The organism is Streptomyces sp. NPDC040718 (assembly GCF_055593565.1).
Map to the genome: position 1 here is coordinate 205,612 of NZ_JBVIXO010000006.1, position 13,926 is coordinate 219,537.

At 73.8% G+C, this 13,926-nt stretch carries 13 protein-coding genes; 3 read left to right on the plus strand and 10 right to left on the minus strand.

Annotation, left to right across the window (positions count from 1 at the left end):
* Positions 1–35 precede the first annotated feature (35 nt).
* Positions 36–2,051, minus strand: a complete 2,016-nt coding sequence (locus ACZ597_RS17940) for a sigma-70 family RNA polymerase sigma factor (protein WP_471330676.1) — start codon at positions 2,049–2,051, stop codon at positions 36–38.
* 86 nt (positions 2,052–2,137) lie between these two features.
* A complete protein-coding gene (locus ACZ597_RS17945) occupies positions 2,138–2,461 on the minus strand; it encodes a YciI family protein (protein ID WP_471330679.1) in 324 nt (107 codons plus the stop codon).
* A gap of 174 nt (positions 2,462–2,635) precedes the next feature.
* Between ACZ597_RS17945 and ACZ597_RS17950 the strand changes: the two genes are divergently transcribed.
* On the plus strand, positions 2,636–3,304 hold the full coding sequence (locus ACZ597_RS17950) for a DUF998 domain-containing protein (protein WP_471330682.1): 669 nt from the start codon (positions 2,636–2,638) through the stop codon (positions 3,302–3,304).
* A 163-nt stretch (positions 3,305–3,467) separates the two neighbouring features.
* On the opposite strand, the gene ACZ597_RS17955 is transcribed toward ACZ597_RS17950, so the two are convergent.
* Complete coding sequence (locus tag ACZ597_RS17955) at positions 3,468–4,280, minus strand: hypothetical protein (protein ID WP_471330685.1); 813 nt, start codon at positions 4,278–4,280, stop codon at positions 3,468–3,470.
* A gap of 105 nt (positions 4,281–4,385) precedes the next feature.
* Here ACZ597_RS17955 and ACZ597_RS17960 point away from each other — a divergent pair, with 105 nt between their 5' ends.
* Complete coding sequence (locus ACZ597_RS17960; protein WP_471330688.1) at positions 4,386–5,126, plus strand: SDR family oxidoreductase; 741 nt, start codon at positions 4,386–4,388, stop codon at positions 5,124–5,126.
* Positions 5,127–5,129: 3 nt separating this feature from the next.
* Here the strand turns inward: ACZ597_RS17960 and ACZ597_RS17965 are convergent, their stop codons facing one another.
* Genes ACZ597_RS17965 through ACZ597_RS17975 form a run of 3 tightly spaced genes read right to left on the minus strand, consistent with a single transcriptional unit; the run spans position 5,130 to position 7,311 of the window.
* Positions 5,130–6,059 carry an ABC transporter permease gene (locus ACZ597_RS17965; RefSeq protein ID WP_471330691.1) on the minus strand — a complete coding sequence of 310 codons (930 nt, stop codon included), beginning with the start codon at positions 6,057–6,059 and terminating at the stop codon, positions 5,130–5,132.
* Positions 6,056–6,925, minus strand: coding sequence for an ATP-binding cassette domain-containing protein (locus ACZ597_RS17970; protein ID WP_471330694.1), 870 nt, complete (start codon positions 6,923–6,925; stop codon positions 6,056–6,058). Before ACZ597_RS17970 ends, ACZ597_RS17965 begins: the two co-directional genes overlap by 4 nt.
* Positions 6,922–7,311: a GntR family transcriptional regulator gene (locus ACZ597_RS17975; RefSeq protein ID WP_471330697.1), complete on the minus strand. Its 390-nt coding sequence runs from the start codon at positions 7,309–7,311 to the stop codon at positions 6,922–6,924. The genes ACZ597_RS17970 and ACZ597_RS17975 overlap by 4 nt, the downstream gene beginning before the upstream one ends.
* A gap of 133 nt (positions 7,312–7,444) precedes the next feature.
* Here ACZ597_RS17975 and ACZ597_RS17980 point away from each other — a divergent pair, with 133 nt between their 5' ends.
* Positions 7,445–8,419, plus strand: a complete 975-nt coding sequence (locus ACZ597_RS17980; protein WP_471330700.1) for an LLM class flavin-dependent oxidoreductase — start codon at positions 7,445–7,447, stop codon at positions 8,417–8,419.
* Positions 8,420–8,432: 13 nt separating this feature from the next.
* Here the strand turns inward: ACZ597_RS17980 and ACZ597_RS17985 are convergent, their stop codons facing one another.
* The 4 genes from ACZ597_RS17985 to ACZ597_RS18000 all read right to left on the minus strand — a co-directional run bounded on the left by ACZ597_RS17985 (position 8,433) and on the right by ACZ597_RS18000 (position 13,847).
* Complete coding sequence (locus tag ACZ597_RS17985) at positions 8,433–9,497, minus strand: chitinase (protein WP_471330703.1); 1,065 nt, start codon at positions 9,495–9,497, stop codon at positions 8,433–8,435.
* Positions 9,498–9,590: 93 nt separating this feature from the next.
* On the minus strand, positions 9,591–10,595 hold the full coding sequence (locus ACZ597_RS17990) for a BtrH N-terminal domain-containing protein (protein WP_471330706.1): 1,005 nt from the start codon (positions 10,593–10,595) through the stop codon (positions 9,591–9,593).
* A gap of 66 nt (positions 10,596–10,661) precedes the next feature.
* Positions 10,662–12,275, minus strand: a complete 1,614-nt coding sequence (locus tag ACZ597_RS17995) for an alpha/beta hydrolase (protein ID WP_471330709.1) — start codon at positions 12,273–12,275, stop codon at positions 10,662–10,664.
* A gap of 390 nt (positions 12,276–12,665) precedes the next feature.
* Positions 12,666–13,847, minus strand: coding sequence for a serine hydrolase domain-containing protein (locus ACZ597_RS18000; RefSeq protein WP_471330711.1), 1,182 nt, complete (start codon positions 13,845–13,847; stop codon positions 12,666–12,668).
* Between the last annotated feature and the right edge of the window lie 79 nt (positions 13,848–13,926).

Below are 13,926 nucleotides of genomic sequence, written 5' to 3' on the forward strand. Positions count from 1 at the left end.
GGAGGCGCCCGACCGGGCGAAGCGGCGACGGCCCGTCAGGGGTGCGGGGCGCCCCTGAGTCGGCGCAGGGTGTAGCCGTCGCCGGTCGGGTCCAGGGGCCTGGTGGCCTCCTTGAAGAGGTATTCGGCCCGCTCGTAGGACAGGCGGCGGCGGCCCGTTTCCGGGCAGAGGTCGGCCGGTCCGGGGGTGCGGGCGGGGCCGGGCCGGCGGTCCGAGAGGAACACCGGGCCGCGGGCGCGGCCGGCCAGCAGCCGGGGCAGGAGGGCGGCGGTCCCGGAACGCCAGCTCACCCGGGAGCGGCCCGAGCGGGTCGGTCGGGCGCGGCGGTCGTCCAGGTCCAGGTCCTCGACGTCCAGCGACAGGACCGTCGTCACGGGTGCGGCCGACTCGTACAGGAGCAGCCACAGGGTGCGTTCGCGCAGCGGGAGGTCCGTGCGGCTCCAGAGCACGTCGAGCTGCGCGGGGTCCAGCGCCGGTGTCCGGGGGCGGGGCCCGTCGGCCGGGTTCCCGGTGCGGCGCTCCAGGTCCGCGGCCAGGTCCGCCCGGGAGGCCCACGCGCCGAAGGAGCGGACGGCCGAGCGGTGCCGGTTCCAGGTCGCGGGGGCCGCCCCGCCCCAGGCCGTGGCGAACGCCGCCGCCACCTGGCCGGCGGTCACGGAGGCGAGCGGCCGCCGTTCTCCGAGGGTCCGGCGCAGGCGCCGCAGGGTCTGCCCGTACGAGTGCACGGTCGAGGCGTCCAGATCCCCTCGGGTCAGGAAGGCGTGGGCGGCCTCCCCCAGTGTGGGACCGGGCGGGTCCGCCGGGCCGGTGGCGGGGATGGCGTCCGCGCGCCGGAGGAGGAAGGCGCGCTCGGCGGCGTTCCCGGTGAGCGCCGCCGCCCGGTGGAACTCCAGCCGGGCTTCCCCGTAGCGCTCCAGACGGACCAGCAGGTCTCCCCTGACGCTGGGCAGGAGGTGGTAGTCGCGCAGTGCGGGATCGGCGGTGAGGGAGTCGACCAGGTCGATCCCCGCCCGGGGGCCGTACGCCATCCCGAGCGCCACGGCCCGGTTCAGCTGGACGACCGGCGTCGGCAGCAGCTTCGCCAGCGCCCCGTACAGGCCGGCGATCTGCGTCCAGTCCGTCTCCTCGGCGGTGCGCGCCCGTGCGTGGCACACGGCGATCGCCGCTTGCAGGAGGTAGGGGCCGGGCGCGCCGCCGGCCTGCCGGGCGCGCAGCATGGCGGTGAAGCCGCGGCGGATGAGCAGCTGGTCCCAGCGGCCGCGGTTCTGTTCGTGCAGCTGGACGGGTTCGCCGGCAGGCCCGGTGCGCGCGGCCGAGCGGGAGGCCTGGATCTCCATGAGGGCGACCAGCGCGTGCGTTTCGGCCTCCTGGGGTGCCAGCTCCGCCAGCACGCGGCCCAGCCGCAGTGCTTCGAGGCAGAGTGCGGGGCGCAGCAGGTCGTCGCCGGTGGTGGCCGAGTAGCCCTCGTTGAAGATCAGGTAGACGACCTCCCGCACGGACGCGAGGCGCCCGGCCAGTTCCGGGCCGTCGGGGAGGTCGAACGGTACGCGTTCCTCCGCCAGCGTCCGCTTGGCGGCGGCCATCTGCTGGTTGATGTCCGACGGGGTGACGAGGAAGGCCCTCGCGATCTCCTCGGCCGTCAGGCCGCCGAGGAGCCGGAGGGTCAGTGCCGCCCTCGCCCGCGTCGGCAGTGCGGGATGGCAGGAGATGAGCATCAGCCGCAGGACGTCTTCCTGTCCGGCATCCGCGTCGGGGCCGTGTCCGGTGTCCTGGCGCTGGTCCAGCTCGTGGGCGAGCTGCTCCTGTTTGCGGGTCAGCCGCTCGGAGCGGCGTATGTGGTCGACGGCGCGGCGCTTGGCGGTCGTGGTCAGCCAGGCGCCGGGGTTGTCCGGAACGCCTTGGACCGGCCACTGTTCGAGGGCGGCGACGAGCGCGTCCTGGGCCAGCTCCTCGGCGAGGCCGATGTCGCGCACCATGCGGGTGAGCCCGGCGATTATCCTCGCCGATTCGAGCTTCCAGACCGCGTCCACGGTGCGATTGACATCCGGCACGGGCCGATCACAGCACGTGCCCCGGCCGGCCCGCAAGCGGCGTCCGGGGCACTTCGCAGCGCCGGGGCGCCGGGACGCCGGGCGGCTCAGGGGCCGAAGACCTGCTGGACCACGCTCTCGCCGTCACCGACGATCCTGCGGAACCGGCGGGCCAGTTCGACCGCCTCCTCCTTGGACCGGACCTCGATCAGGGCGAAGCCGGCGACGGCCTCCTTGGCCTCGGCGAACGGCCCGTCGGTGACCGTGATCTCGTCGCCGACCGAGGTCACCAGGACGCCGCCCGGTTCGAGGCCGCCGGTGGCCAGCAGCACGCCGGCCGCCGACAGCTCCTCGATGAACCTGCTCATCTCGGCGTACAGGTTCTCGTCGGGAGCGGTGTCGGAAGGACGGGTCGTCATCAGGTAGCGCACGGGGTCCTCTTCTCGTCACGGAGTGCGGCCGGTGTCTCGTCTGTGTCCACCACCCACACGTCGAACGGGTCCGTGTGACAGGGAATGCACGGCGTTCCCTGTCACATCGCCGGATCGACGTGTCAGCGAGCAGCGAGAACCGAACACCGAACGGCGACCCCGGAGGACAGACACATGAGCACCGCCACCACCCGCACGGCCCGCGCCACCCGCACCGCCCGCACCGCGACCGGAAGGAAGCTCGCCTGCGCCGTCGCGGCCACCCCGCTGTGGACGGTCGTCGCCCTCACCCAGGCCGCGACCCGCGAGGGCTTCGACATCACCCGCCACCCGCTGAGCGCGCTGAGCAACGGCTCGCTGGGCTGGCTCCAGATCGCCAACTTCCTGGCCGTCGGCGTCCTGTTCACCATCGGGGCGGCCGGCCTGCGCCAGGCCCTGGGCGGCACCCCCGGAGGCACGTGGGCGCCACGGCTGGTGCGGATCGGCGGCATCGGCATGATCCTGGCGGGAGTCTTCGTCATGGACCCGGCCGACGGTTTCCCGGCGGGCACGCCCTACGGGCCGCCCGCCGCGCTCACCTGGCACAGCTACGCCCACTTCGCCGCCGGGTCGGTCACCTTCGTCTCTCTGATCGCGGCGTGCTACGTCCTGGCCCGCCACTTCGGCCGCCTGCGCGACCGCCGCCACACCGCGCTCGCCCTCGTCGGCGGCACCGCGCTGCTGCTCGGCAACGGCTGGTCGATGGCGGGCGGCAGGGCCGGCACCCTCACCCTGGCGGTGGGCGTCATGACCGCGATGCTCACGGTCTCCCTGATCGCGAACCGCTACCGCAACACCCGCTGACACCCCCGAAGCCCCCGGACTCCCGTGCCCCCGCACACGCCCCCGCGTGCGGGGGCACGGCCGTTCGCGCCCGCCCGTCAGCCCGCTCGTCCGGGCGGGCCGTCGTCCACGTTCCAGGCCCGGACCAGCGCCCGCAGTTCCCACGGTGGCGGCCGGGCCGGTCCTAGACGGACATGAAGGGGGTCGCCAGGAAGGCCAGCAGGGCCAGGGCGGCCATCGCGGCGGCGGCCGTGAGGAGGATCGCGTCGAGCCAGCGGCCCTTGCCGTCGGCGCGGACCACCCTGGTGGGGTCCTGCGGGTCGTAGCTGACCTCCAGCCTGAGGCGGCCGCTCGTGTCGTAGTACGTGCGGGTGTTGCCGTCCAGGTCCCCGTACAGGTAGAGCGTCGGCTCCGCGGCGCTGTGGGCGTACTCCGCCGTCACCGTGATGCCGTGCCGGGGCAGGCGCCAGCGCTCGGCGGCCTTGGGCAGCAGCAGGACGACCGCGCCGGCGAAGGGGAAGCCGACACCGCCGGCGATCCATACGAAGATCATCACGATGGGGTGCGTGGCGAACGAGACGAGCACGCTCATCGCGGCGATCGCGAGGACGGACGTCCACACCATCCGCTTCACCCGCCGGCCGAACGCCTCCCTCGGAGTGTCCGGCTCGCGCTCGGCGGGGCGGGTGGTGACCAGGGCGGCGCCGTCCACGGCTGCGGCGCCCCCGGGGACCGGCGGGAGTGCCGAGTGGACGGCCCGGGCGAAGGCGGTCGCGGCCGCCGCGCTGACGCCGTCGATCCGGTAGACGGCGGGCGCGCTCCCGTCGGGTGCCCTGAGGCGGACTTCGACGGCCCGTCGCTCCGTGTGGACCAGGGCGACGGCCTCGAGGGGGATGCGGTGCTCCCGGCCCGCCCGCCGCAGGACCAACGCATCGTCGGCGGCTCGGAGTTCGGTGCGCTTGCCACCTCGGAGGACGGGTATCGGCGTGATCGGCATGGCCGGATCCCAGCGGCCGCCGCAGGGCGTCGCGGCCGTTCTGGATCTTGTGTTAGGTTCTTTCTGTAACAACCACTACAGAAAAACGGGGAGCTCCTCATGGGCATGGGCAAGAACGCACTCGTCACCGGCGGCAGTCGGGGTATCGGCCGGGCCGTCGCCGAGCGGCTGGCGGCGGACGGGGTCACGGTCGTGCTGACCTACGCGAGCGACGGGGCCGCCGCGCGGGAGACCGTCGAGCGGATAGCCGGGGACGGCGGCCGGGCCTTCGCGCTGCGGGCCGAGCTGGGCCGGCACGGGGACGCGGCCGCACTCTGGGCCGCGTACGACGAACTCGGCCTGGACGGCGTCGACATCATCGTGAACAACGCGGGCATCGGGCTGCCCTCCCCGCTGGGCGAGGTCACCGAGGAGGGCTTCGACCGGGTCTTCGCGGTCAACGTACGGGCCCCGTTCTTCGTCGTGCAGGAGGCCCTGGGCCGGCTGCGCGACGGCGGCCGGGTCATCAACATCTCCAGCGGCGCCGCCCGGCTCGCGATGCCCGAGATCCTGGCCTACGGGGCGACGAAGGGCGCCCTCGACACTTTGACCCTGAACCTCGCCAAGGCCCTCGGCGCCCGGGGCATCACCGTGAACTCCGTCGCGCCCGGCATCGTCGACACGGACGTCAACGCCGGCTGGCTGCGCGGCAACCCGGAGGCCGAGGCGCACGCGGCCTCGCTCGCCGCGCTCGGCCGGGTCGGGCAGCCGCGGGACATCGCGGACGTCGTCGCCTTCCTCGCCTCGGACGCCGGGCGCTGGGTCACCGGCCGCGTCGTCGACGCGACCGGTGGGGCGGGACTGTAGGCCTCAGCCGCGCCGGGCGCGCAGCACCCGGAACGCCGCGTAGAGGGCGGCGGCGGCCAGGACGAGCACGAGGCCGGTCTCGATCAGCTGGGTCGGCCAGTAGTGCGAGGCCGGGTGGAAGTCCGCGTACCGTCCGGTCACGTTCAGGTCGGCGGGGCAGACGCTCATGTTCTGGGTCCGCACGTAGCAGGCGTTCCAGGGCAGGCGCTCGCCCGAGGCGGTGAGCAGCCCCATGTCCGTCGCGAGGGAGCCGTGCGGCATCAGCCGGGCCGGGTCTCCGGGGAAGGGGATGGTGCTGGTCTGGGTGGGCATGAGCGACCAGCGCAGGGAGCCGAGGCCCAGCAGCACCAGGCCGGTCAGGAGACCGGTGACGGCCATGGCCGCGACCGTGCGCCGGACGAGCTGCCCGACGAGGACTCCGACGGCCACGCCGAGCAGGCAGTAGCCGGCCAGCACCGGCCCCGTGGACTCGTACGGGCCCCGGTCGAACCAGGTGAGCTGATAGGTGTTGGACACCCGGGACCAGCCGAGGCGGTAGACCAGCACCAGCGCGCCCGCCCCGAGGGCCGACACCAGCGCGGCGACGAGGACCTTCGCGCCGAGCCAGGCCCTGGGGGTGGTCGACTGGGTGAGGGCGAGCCGCCAGGTGCCGCTCTCCAGTTCGCGCGCGGTCATGGGGCCGGCCACGAAGGCTCCGACCAGCAGCGGCAGCAGGAGCAGGCCCGTGCCGGCGTACTCCATGCAGAGCCGCAGCAGGTTGTAGGCCCGGGTCGGGAGCACGAACGGCCCGTCGGAGCCCGGGTCGCCGACCTGGAAGCGCAGCGCGATCACCGCGGCGAGGCCGGCCGCCGCGACGGCGGGCAGTGCCCAGGTCGCGCGCCGGTGCTGGCGGACCGTGGCCCAGTAGGGACCCTTCAGCGTCGGCGCGCTCATGCCCGCACCCCCGCGGCGGCGAACGGCGGGGCGTCGGGGGAACGCAGGTGGGCGAGCAAGAGCTCCTCCAGGGAGGGGGTGGCCGTCTGCCAGGTACGGCTGTCGACGGGTCCGCCCGGCCGCACGAGTGCGGTGAGCGTGCGGCCCGTCGTACGGCTTTCGACAACGGTGTGGCGGGCGAGTTCGGCGGAGGCGGCTGCCGGGCCGGTGAGCAGGCGGTGGGCGGCGTTGACCTCGTCGATGGGGCCGGAGAGGCGGATCCGGCCGCCGTCGGCGAGGAGGAGGTGGTCGCAGGCGCCCTCCAGCTCGGTCAGGATGTGCGAGGACATCACCACGGAGGTGCCGTTCTCGGCGGCGTCGGCCATCAGCGTGCCCATGAGCTGGTGCCGGGCGAGCGGGTCGAGGTCGGCCATCGGCTCGTCCAGCAGGAGCAGGCCGGGGCGCTTGCCCAGGGCGAGGGCCAGGGCGACGCGGGTGCGCTGGCCTCCGGAGAGCGTACGGATCCGGGCCCGCCGGGACAGTCCGCCGGCCTCCACGATCCGCTCGGCCGTCGCCGCGTCCCAGCGCCCGGGGTTGAGTTCACGGCCGAGGCGCAGCGTCTCGTCGACGGTGAGCTGCGGGTAGAGGGGCTTGTCCTGGCCGACGTAGGCCAGTTCCTCGCGCGGCGCCGTGCGCAGGGTGCCCTCGGTGGGGAGCACGAGCCCGGCGGCGAGGGCCAGCAGGCTGGACTTTCCGGCCCCGTTGGGTCCCACGAGCGCGCATATCCGGCCTTCGGGCAGCCGGAAGGTGCAGTCGCGCAGCGCCCAGTCCCCCTTGCGTCCGTAGCGCAGTGCGAGGCCTTCGGCCTCGATCACGGTGTCCGTCATGCGTCGCCGTCCCCCTTGAAGTGTGTGTCGAGTACGGATGCGAAGAGCGCGGCCACGTCGTCCCGTTCCATCCCGGCGGTCCGTGCCCGCCGCGCCCAGTCGTCGAGTTCGTCGTGGAGCGGGGAGTCGGCCGGGGCGCCGCCCAGGGACTTCCGGATGAAGGTGCCCATCCCCCGCTTCGCCTCGACGAGCCCTTCGCGTTCCAGTTCGCGGTAGGCCTTGAGGACGGTGTTGGGGTTGATGGCGGTGGCCTCGACGACCTCGCGCGCGGCCGGCAGCTTGTCGCCGGGTTCCAACAGGCCCAGGCGCAGGGCCTGTTTGGTCTGCTGGACGATCTGGAGGTACGTGGCGATGCCGCTGCGGCGGTCGATGCGGTACTCCAGCACGACAGCATCACCCTTTCACTAGTTGACTAGTGAAAGGGTGATGCAAGGGCGCGGTCGCTGTCAACCTCTGCCGGTGGCGCGAAAGGGATCACTCCGGCTCTCACCGCGGCGCGCGGTCCCTATGCTGGCGGACATGATCGACATACCGCTCTCCGCGCTCGAAGTCGCGATGGTCCAGACCGGCACCCGGGCCGTGGACACCCTGCGGGACACCGCGGCCTTCGCGCAGGAGCTGGAACGGCTGGGCTACCACCGGGTCTGGTACGCCGAGCACCACCACTCCCCCGCGATCGGAGCGTTCCCGCCGGTCGTGCTGACCGCGCACGCCGCGGCGTCCACCTCCGTGATCCGGCTGGGCTCGGGCGGCGTGCTGGCCCCCAACCACGCTCCCCTCACCCTGGCCGAGCAGTTCGGGACCCTGGCCGCCCTGCACGAGGACCGCATCGACCTCGGCGTCGGCCGCGGCCCCGGCACCTTCGACGAGGGCATCGCCCGCGCCCTGCGCCGCGGGGCCGGACCGACGACGGACGCCGAGTACCGGGAGGACGTGGCCGCGGTCCTGTCCTTCCTCGTGGAGGAGGTCGCGCTCGGCCCGCTGCCGGAGCCGTGGCTGCTCGCCTCCAGCCCCGCCGGGGCCGCGCTCGCCGCGGAACTCGGCCTGCCGGTCGCCGTCGCCCACCACATCCGGCCGGAGAACACCCGCGCGGTCCTGGAGCACTACCGGGCCGCGTTCACCCCTTCGCGCTGGAGCGCCCGGCCCCGGGTGCTGCTGTGCGTGGAGACGGTGTGCGCGGAGACGGAGGAGGAGGCCCAGCGGCTCGGGGAGCCGATGAACGTCGTCAAGGCCGGGCTGCTCAAGGGCATCAGCGACATGCCCTTCCCCACGCCCGAGGAGGCCGGCGCCCACTCCTTCACGGAACAGGAACGGCAGGCGCTGGCGGGCTTCCGCGCGCGGCAGGCCGTCGGCACCCCCGAGACCGTCGTACGCCGGCTCGCGGAGCTGGCCGCCTGGACCGGCGCGGACGAGCTGATGCTGACCACGCCGGTCTACGACTTCCGCGACCGGGTCCGGTCGTACGAGCTGATCCGCAAGCACCTGGGGGCCTGACGGGGCCGCACCGTCAACGGCCCTGGAGCGCCTTGACGTTGTCGCCGAAGGTCCAGTTCCGGGATCCGTCCCAGTTGAGCGACCAGGTCATCAGCCCCTTGAGCCGGCCCCCGTAGGCGTTCCACGCCTGGGCGACCGGGCCGGGCGCCATGTAGCCGCCGCCTGCGCCCGGCTGGGCCGGGAGCCCGGGGACCTGCTTGTCGTAGGGCACCCTGATCGTGGTGCCCTGGACGACCAGGCCGCGGTCCAGGCAGTCCGTCTGCGCCTTGAAGCCGGCGACGGTCCCGGCGGAGTAGGAGTCCCCGGAACAGCCGTACATGCTGCCGTTGTAGTACTGCATGTTCAGCCACCACAGCCGGCCGTTGTCGGCGTACTTCTTGATGATGGGCAGGTACGCGCCCCAGATCGAGCCGTACGCCACGCTGCCGCCGGTGACGTAGGCGGTCTCGGGGGCCATCGTCAGGCCGAATCCGGCCGGCATCCGGTCGAGCACGCCGTCGATGATGCGGATCAGGTTGGCCTGGGACGGGGAGGGGCGGGTGATGCTGCCGGACCCCACGAGGCCGGTCTCGATGTCGATGTCGATCCCGTCGAAGTTGTACTTCTCGAGGATGGGGACGATCGTCGCGACGAAGCGGTCCGCGACGGCGGTGGAGTTCAGGTCGATGCCCGCGGCCGCGCCGCCGATGGACATCAGGACCGTGAGGCCGTCCTGTTTCGCCTGGCACATCTCGGCGGGGGTCGGCACCTTCACGGTGCCGTCCATGCCGTCCTCCCACAGGACGGTGCCATCGGAGCGGATGACGGGGAAGGCCGCGTTGACCACGTTGTAGCCGTGGGCGCGGATGCGGCCGTCGGTGACGGGGATCCAGCCGAGGGGCGGGTGGACGCCGTTGGCGGCGCCGTCCCAGTTCTCCCAGTACCCCTGGAGGACCTTGCCGGCCGGCTTCGGCTTCACCGCGCAGGTGTCGGGCGCGCCCGGCCCGGGGGGCTCGGCCGCGGCCGCCGCGGGCAACTGGACGCACAATGCGGCGAGTCCGAGGCCGAGGCCGAGCAGGCGGATGGTGCGACGGATCACGGGGGTGCTCCCTTCGTCCGTTCGCGCCGGAGGTGGCGCGCCACCACGGATGATTGGTCCAGACCAACCATCCGTCAAGGGTGTGCGCGGCCCCTACTTCTCCAGCGCCCGGACCGCCTCGCGCTCCAGCTCCACGCAGCGGTCCACGCGCTCCGCGCACGCGTCGAAGAGCGCCCGCCGCTCCTCCGCGCCGGCCTCCGGGGCGGCGTCCCGGGCCAGCATGGCCAGCTCCGCCCAGTGGCCGGCGGACTCCCGGAAGAGACCGGCGGCCTCCGGGCGGCCGACCAGGTCGAGGAAGTCGGCGTACAGCGGCCGGGTCGCACCCGGGGCGGTCCACTCCTCCTCCAGGCAGGCGTACAGCCGCCCGGTGCCGGCCCGCAGGGCCTCGGGCGAGCTGCCGAACCGCCGCTCCCAACCCGTCTTGGTGGTGCCGTCGCGCAGCTGGGCGGCGAGCTTCTCCATCCCGGTGAAGCCGAAGTTGACGTCGAAGCTGTTGCCGAGGACGGCCCCGGTGAGGTGCGTGACGGTGGAGGCGATCGCCCCGTCCACGTCCGGCTCCCCCTCGGCGGGCCCGGTGGGGACCACCAGCTGGTGGCGGCCCTTGCGGTGGGCGGTCCAGGCGGCGCCGAACTCCTCGCGGCCGATCCGGTACGGGGTCTCGGCGCCGTCCTCGATCAGCAGGTCGTCGCCGTCGTACCCGGCGATGACGACCGTGTACGGGTCGGTACCGGTCATCTCGGCGTCCGGGTCGGCCGCGTGCCAGGGCAGGGAGGAGCGGTCGACCACGCAGAACGCGGGCTGCCCGCCGTCCAGCGCGGCGCGGACCCGGCCCCAGCGGGGGTTCATCGCGCGGGTGGCCTCGTACGGGACCCCGAGGCGGCCGAGCGCGACCTGCACCCAGGGCTCGGGGTGGGCCTGGGCCACGATCGTGAGGATGGGCAGGCGGCCCTCGTACTCGAAGACGAAGTACATGAACCCGATGCCTCCGGCCAGGCCGGCCACGAGCTCCTCGTCGTGGACGCTGCCCAGGGCGTGCCTGATCAGCGAGGCCTCACGGTGGCGGCCGGTGCCGAAGTCTTCGTATACGAGCACAGTCATGGGGTGAGCCTAACGGCGCGGGACCACGGCCGGTGACCGGCCGCGGTCCCGCGCGGCGCCCCGCGCTCAGCGCAGGGCGGGGATCACGTCGCGCGTCTCGTCGACCTCCATGCCCGCGGTACGGCGGCCCGGCGCCTCCGGGGGCGCCTCGTCCGCGCAGACGGTGCCCCGGGCCGGCAGCGCCAGGGTGGCGAGGTACTGCGTGGCCAGGGCGCTGACGCATGCGCTCCGGTTGTACGCGGTGTGCCCCTCGGCGTCGAAGGTCAGCAGGCGGCCGTTGTCGAGCGTCCTGGCGAGGGCCACGGCGTCCTGGTACGGGGTGTCGGGGTCCCCCGTCGTGCCGAGGACCAGGATCGGGGCGGACCCGGCCGCCCGGTAGGAGCCCACGTGGCGGCTCGGGCGCTCCGCCTGCCACTGGGCGCAGGTGGTCGCGTGGTTGTGGTCGTAAGTGGGCGGCCCGAAGCCGATCGCGGGGCCCAGCAGCGGTGCGGAGGCCGCCTCGGCGCTCACCAGCGCGCCCAGGAGCAGGGGACTCTTCGGGTAGACGCGGTCGGCGCACTCCACGGCCAGGTTGACGTTGAGGAAGTCGAAGGAGCCGGGTGAGGGCGGGTTGAGCAGGAAGGAGGCCTGGCGCGCCTGGGCCGCCCGCAGGGCCTGTCCCAGGTAGGGCCAGATCTCCTTGCCCGAGTTGATGTTGAACATCAGGCGGTAGGCGAGGGTGTAGCCGGTCGCGGGGCGTCCGCTCGCGGTGACGACCGGGTCGGCGTCCAGGGCCCGCTTGAGCTCCTCGAAGGCCTCACGGGGCCGGCCGTCGCCGAAGCCGCACCCGGCGGGGTCCTGCGCGCACCAGTCCAGGAACCGGCCCACGGCCCCGTCCAGGGCGGTGAACTGGGCTGCGTCGTAGGCGTAGGGCAGGTCGGCGTAGGTGCGGGGGTCGTAGGCGCCGTCCAGGACCATGGCGCGGACGCGGCGCGGGAACTGCGCGGCGTAGACGGTGCCGACGTAGCTGCCGAAGGAGCGGCCGTAGAAGGTGAGCTGTTCCTCGCCGAGGGCCTGGCGGAGCAGGTCGATGTCCTTGGCGTTGGAGCCGGTGCCGATGTACGGGGCGAGGTCCGCGGCCCGCTGCCGGCAGGCGGTGGCGAAGTCGAGGCCCTGCCGGACCGCTTCCCGCAGGGCTCCCGGGGCGGGTACGCCGCGTGCGGCGTCGACCGCGGCGGAGTACTCCTTGTCGTTCCAGCACTCCACCTGTCCGCTGCGCCCCACGCCGCGCATGTCGTAGCCGACGACGTCGAAGGAGTCGCGGAGGGAGGCGGGCAGGTTCTCGTAGCTGTTGCGGGCGAAGTCCACGCCGGAGTTGCCGGGTCCGCCGGGGTGCAGCAGCAGTACGCCGGTGCGGTGGGCCCGGTCGGGCGCGGGGCGCCGGGTGACGGCGAGGGGGATCGTACGCCCGGTCGGATCGCGGTAGTCGAGCGGTACGCGGGCGGTCGCGCACTCGAAGGCGTCCCCGGGGGCGGCGCCTTCGCAGGGGCCCCAGGACAGGGCGGGGACGGGCGGGGCGGCGGGGGACGCCGCCGCGGCGGGCCCGGGCGCGGCTCCGAGCAGGGCGGTGACCGCGACCAGCACGAGGGTCATCCCCCACACCACTCGTTTGCGCGGCTCATCGGTGAAACGGTTCTGCATACGGCGGACTCCCTCTGTGACGGGTCGTCGAAAAGCGGCGCACACGATCGGGGGGCTCGTGGGCGCTCCCGCTCGGACGAGCGGCCCGGCCAGGTTCGCACCCCCGGGCCCGCCTGGTCAGGCGATCGATGGTGCTTACACATCCGGAGCTGTGCGCTCCTTCACCGCCGCCCGTTGAGGGTTCCCCGGCGGGCGCTCCCGCCCCCGGGCCGGGCCGGGAAGGCACCCGTGCGGGTACTCCGTGGTCCGCTCGGCGCGGCCCGCGGGCGTTGAGCCGGGCGGCGCGGCGGCAGGTGGTCCCGCTCGTCGAGGCCGGGGGCCTTCCGGGCCGCGAAGTCCTGCCCGCGACGGAGCCGGTCGCGGCTCCTCGACATCCCCGCCCGGGGGATTTCAGCCGGCGGGGGCCGGGGTGGCGGGGCAGTACTCGGCCTCAGCGATCTTCCGCACGGCTTCCCCGTTCCAGTCGCCGTTGCGGTTGTACGCGAGCTGGTGGCGGGCGTCCTCGGTGGAGACGGCGAGGGAGGTCGAGCCCACCGTGCCCCCGCCGTGGCCCCAGAGGGTCGTCCCGCAGCTCATCCGGAACCGGGTGATGCCGAGGCCGTAGGCCATGTCGGGGCGGTCGGGGACGGGGACGGTCGTCTTCATGGCCTTGAGCTGTTCCGGCCGCAGCAGTTCGCCGCGCAGCAGTGCCCGGTAGAAGCGGTTCAGGTCTCCGGTGGTGGAGATGACGTCCCCGTCGGCCCAGCCCTGGGAGCCGTTCATCTCGGTGACGTCGTCGATCCGGTCGGGGGCGGACTCGAACAGCTTGGAGTAGTGGCGGCTGGAGGGCGAGGGGATGCGGGTGCCGTTGCCGGGGTTGGAGGTGGCCCTCAGGCCCAGCGGCCGGATGATGCGGTCGCGGACCTCGGCCTCGTAGGTCCGCCCGCCCGCCTTCTCGATGATCAGTCCGGCGAGGACGTAGTTGGTGTTGGAGTAGGAGTGCCGGTCGCCGGGCGCGAACAGCGGCCGGTGGGACGTGGCCACCCGTACGTGCTTCTCGGGCGGCAGGGTGTCGTACCGGTGCGCGAGGTAACCCTCGCGGAGGTAGGTGGCGACGTACTCCTCGTCGGCCAGGTAGTCGAAGAGGCCGCTGGTGTGGTTGAGGAGCTGCCGTACGGTGATCCCGTTGCCGTCGTTGCCGTTTCCCTGCACCAGGCCGGGGAGGTGGTACTCCACGGTGTCGTCGAGGTCGAGCTTGCGCTCCGACTCCATCTGCAGCAGGACGGTCGCCACGAACGTCTTGGTGATGCTGCCGACGCGGAACCGGTCGTCGGCGCTGCGCGGCGCGCCGGTGGCCCGGTCCCCGACGCCCGACGTCGACTGCCACACGCCGTGGGCGTCGCGCGCCTGTGCCGTGATGCCGGGGGTGCCGGCCTTCACGTCCGCGTCCATCGCGCGCTGGGTCGCCGCGTGCCGGGCCTTCGCGGGGGCGGGGTCCGGTGCGGCGTGGGCGGGGGCCGCGAGGGCGGTGGCCGCGATGGCGGCGGCCGCGAGGCCCACCGCGCCGGCCCGCGCGGTCTTCCGTAACGTCATGTCGTCTCGTTTCCTTGCCGTTGTGCTGCCCTGTCGGTCGGGAAGACCCCTGCCGGCGGAGAAAGGTTGAGCCACTTGG

Coding starts and splice junctions, on each gene's coding strand:
- ACZ597_RS17950 (WP_471330682.1), top strand. CDS start 2,636: ATGAGCACCGCCACCACCCGCACGGCCCGCGCCACCCGCACCGCCCGC.
- ACZ597_RS17955 (WP_471330685.1), bottom strand. CDS start 4,280: ATGCCGATCACGCCGATACCCGTCCTCCGAGGTGGCAAGCGCACCGAA.
- ACZ597_RS17960 (WP_471330688.1), top strand. CDS start 4,386: ATGGGCAAGAACGCACTCGTCACCGGCGGCAGTCGGGGTATCGGCCGG.
- ACZ597_RS17965 (WP_471330691.1), bottom strand. CDS start 6,059: ATGAGCGCGCCGACGCTGAAGGGTCCCTACTGGGCCACGGTCCGCCAG.
- ACZ597_RS17970 (WP_471330694.1), bottom strand. CDS start 6,925: ATGACGGACACCGTGATCGAGGCCGAAGGCCTCGCACTGCGCTACGGA.
- ACZ597_RS17980 (WP_471330700.1), top strand. CDS start 7,445: ATGATCGACATACCGCTCTCCGCGCTCGAAGTCGCGATGGTCCAGACC.
- ACZ597_RS17990 (WP_471330706.1), bottom strand. CDS start 10,595: ATGACTGTGCTCGTATACGAAGACTTCGGCACCGGCCGCCACCGTGAG.
- ACZ597_RS17995 (WP_471330709.1), bottom strand. CDS start 12,275: ATGCAGAACCGTTTCACCGATGAGCCGCGCAAACGAGTGGTGTGGGGG.
- ACZ597_RS18000 (WP_471330711.1), bottom strand. CDS start 13,847: ATGACGTTACGGAAGACCGCGCGGGCCGGCGCGGTGGGCCTCGCGGCC.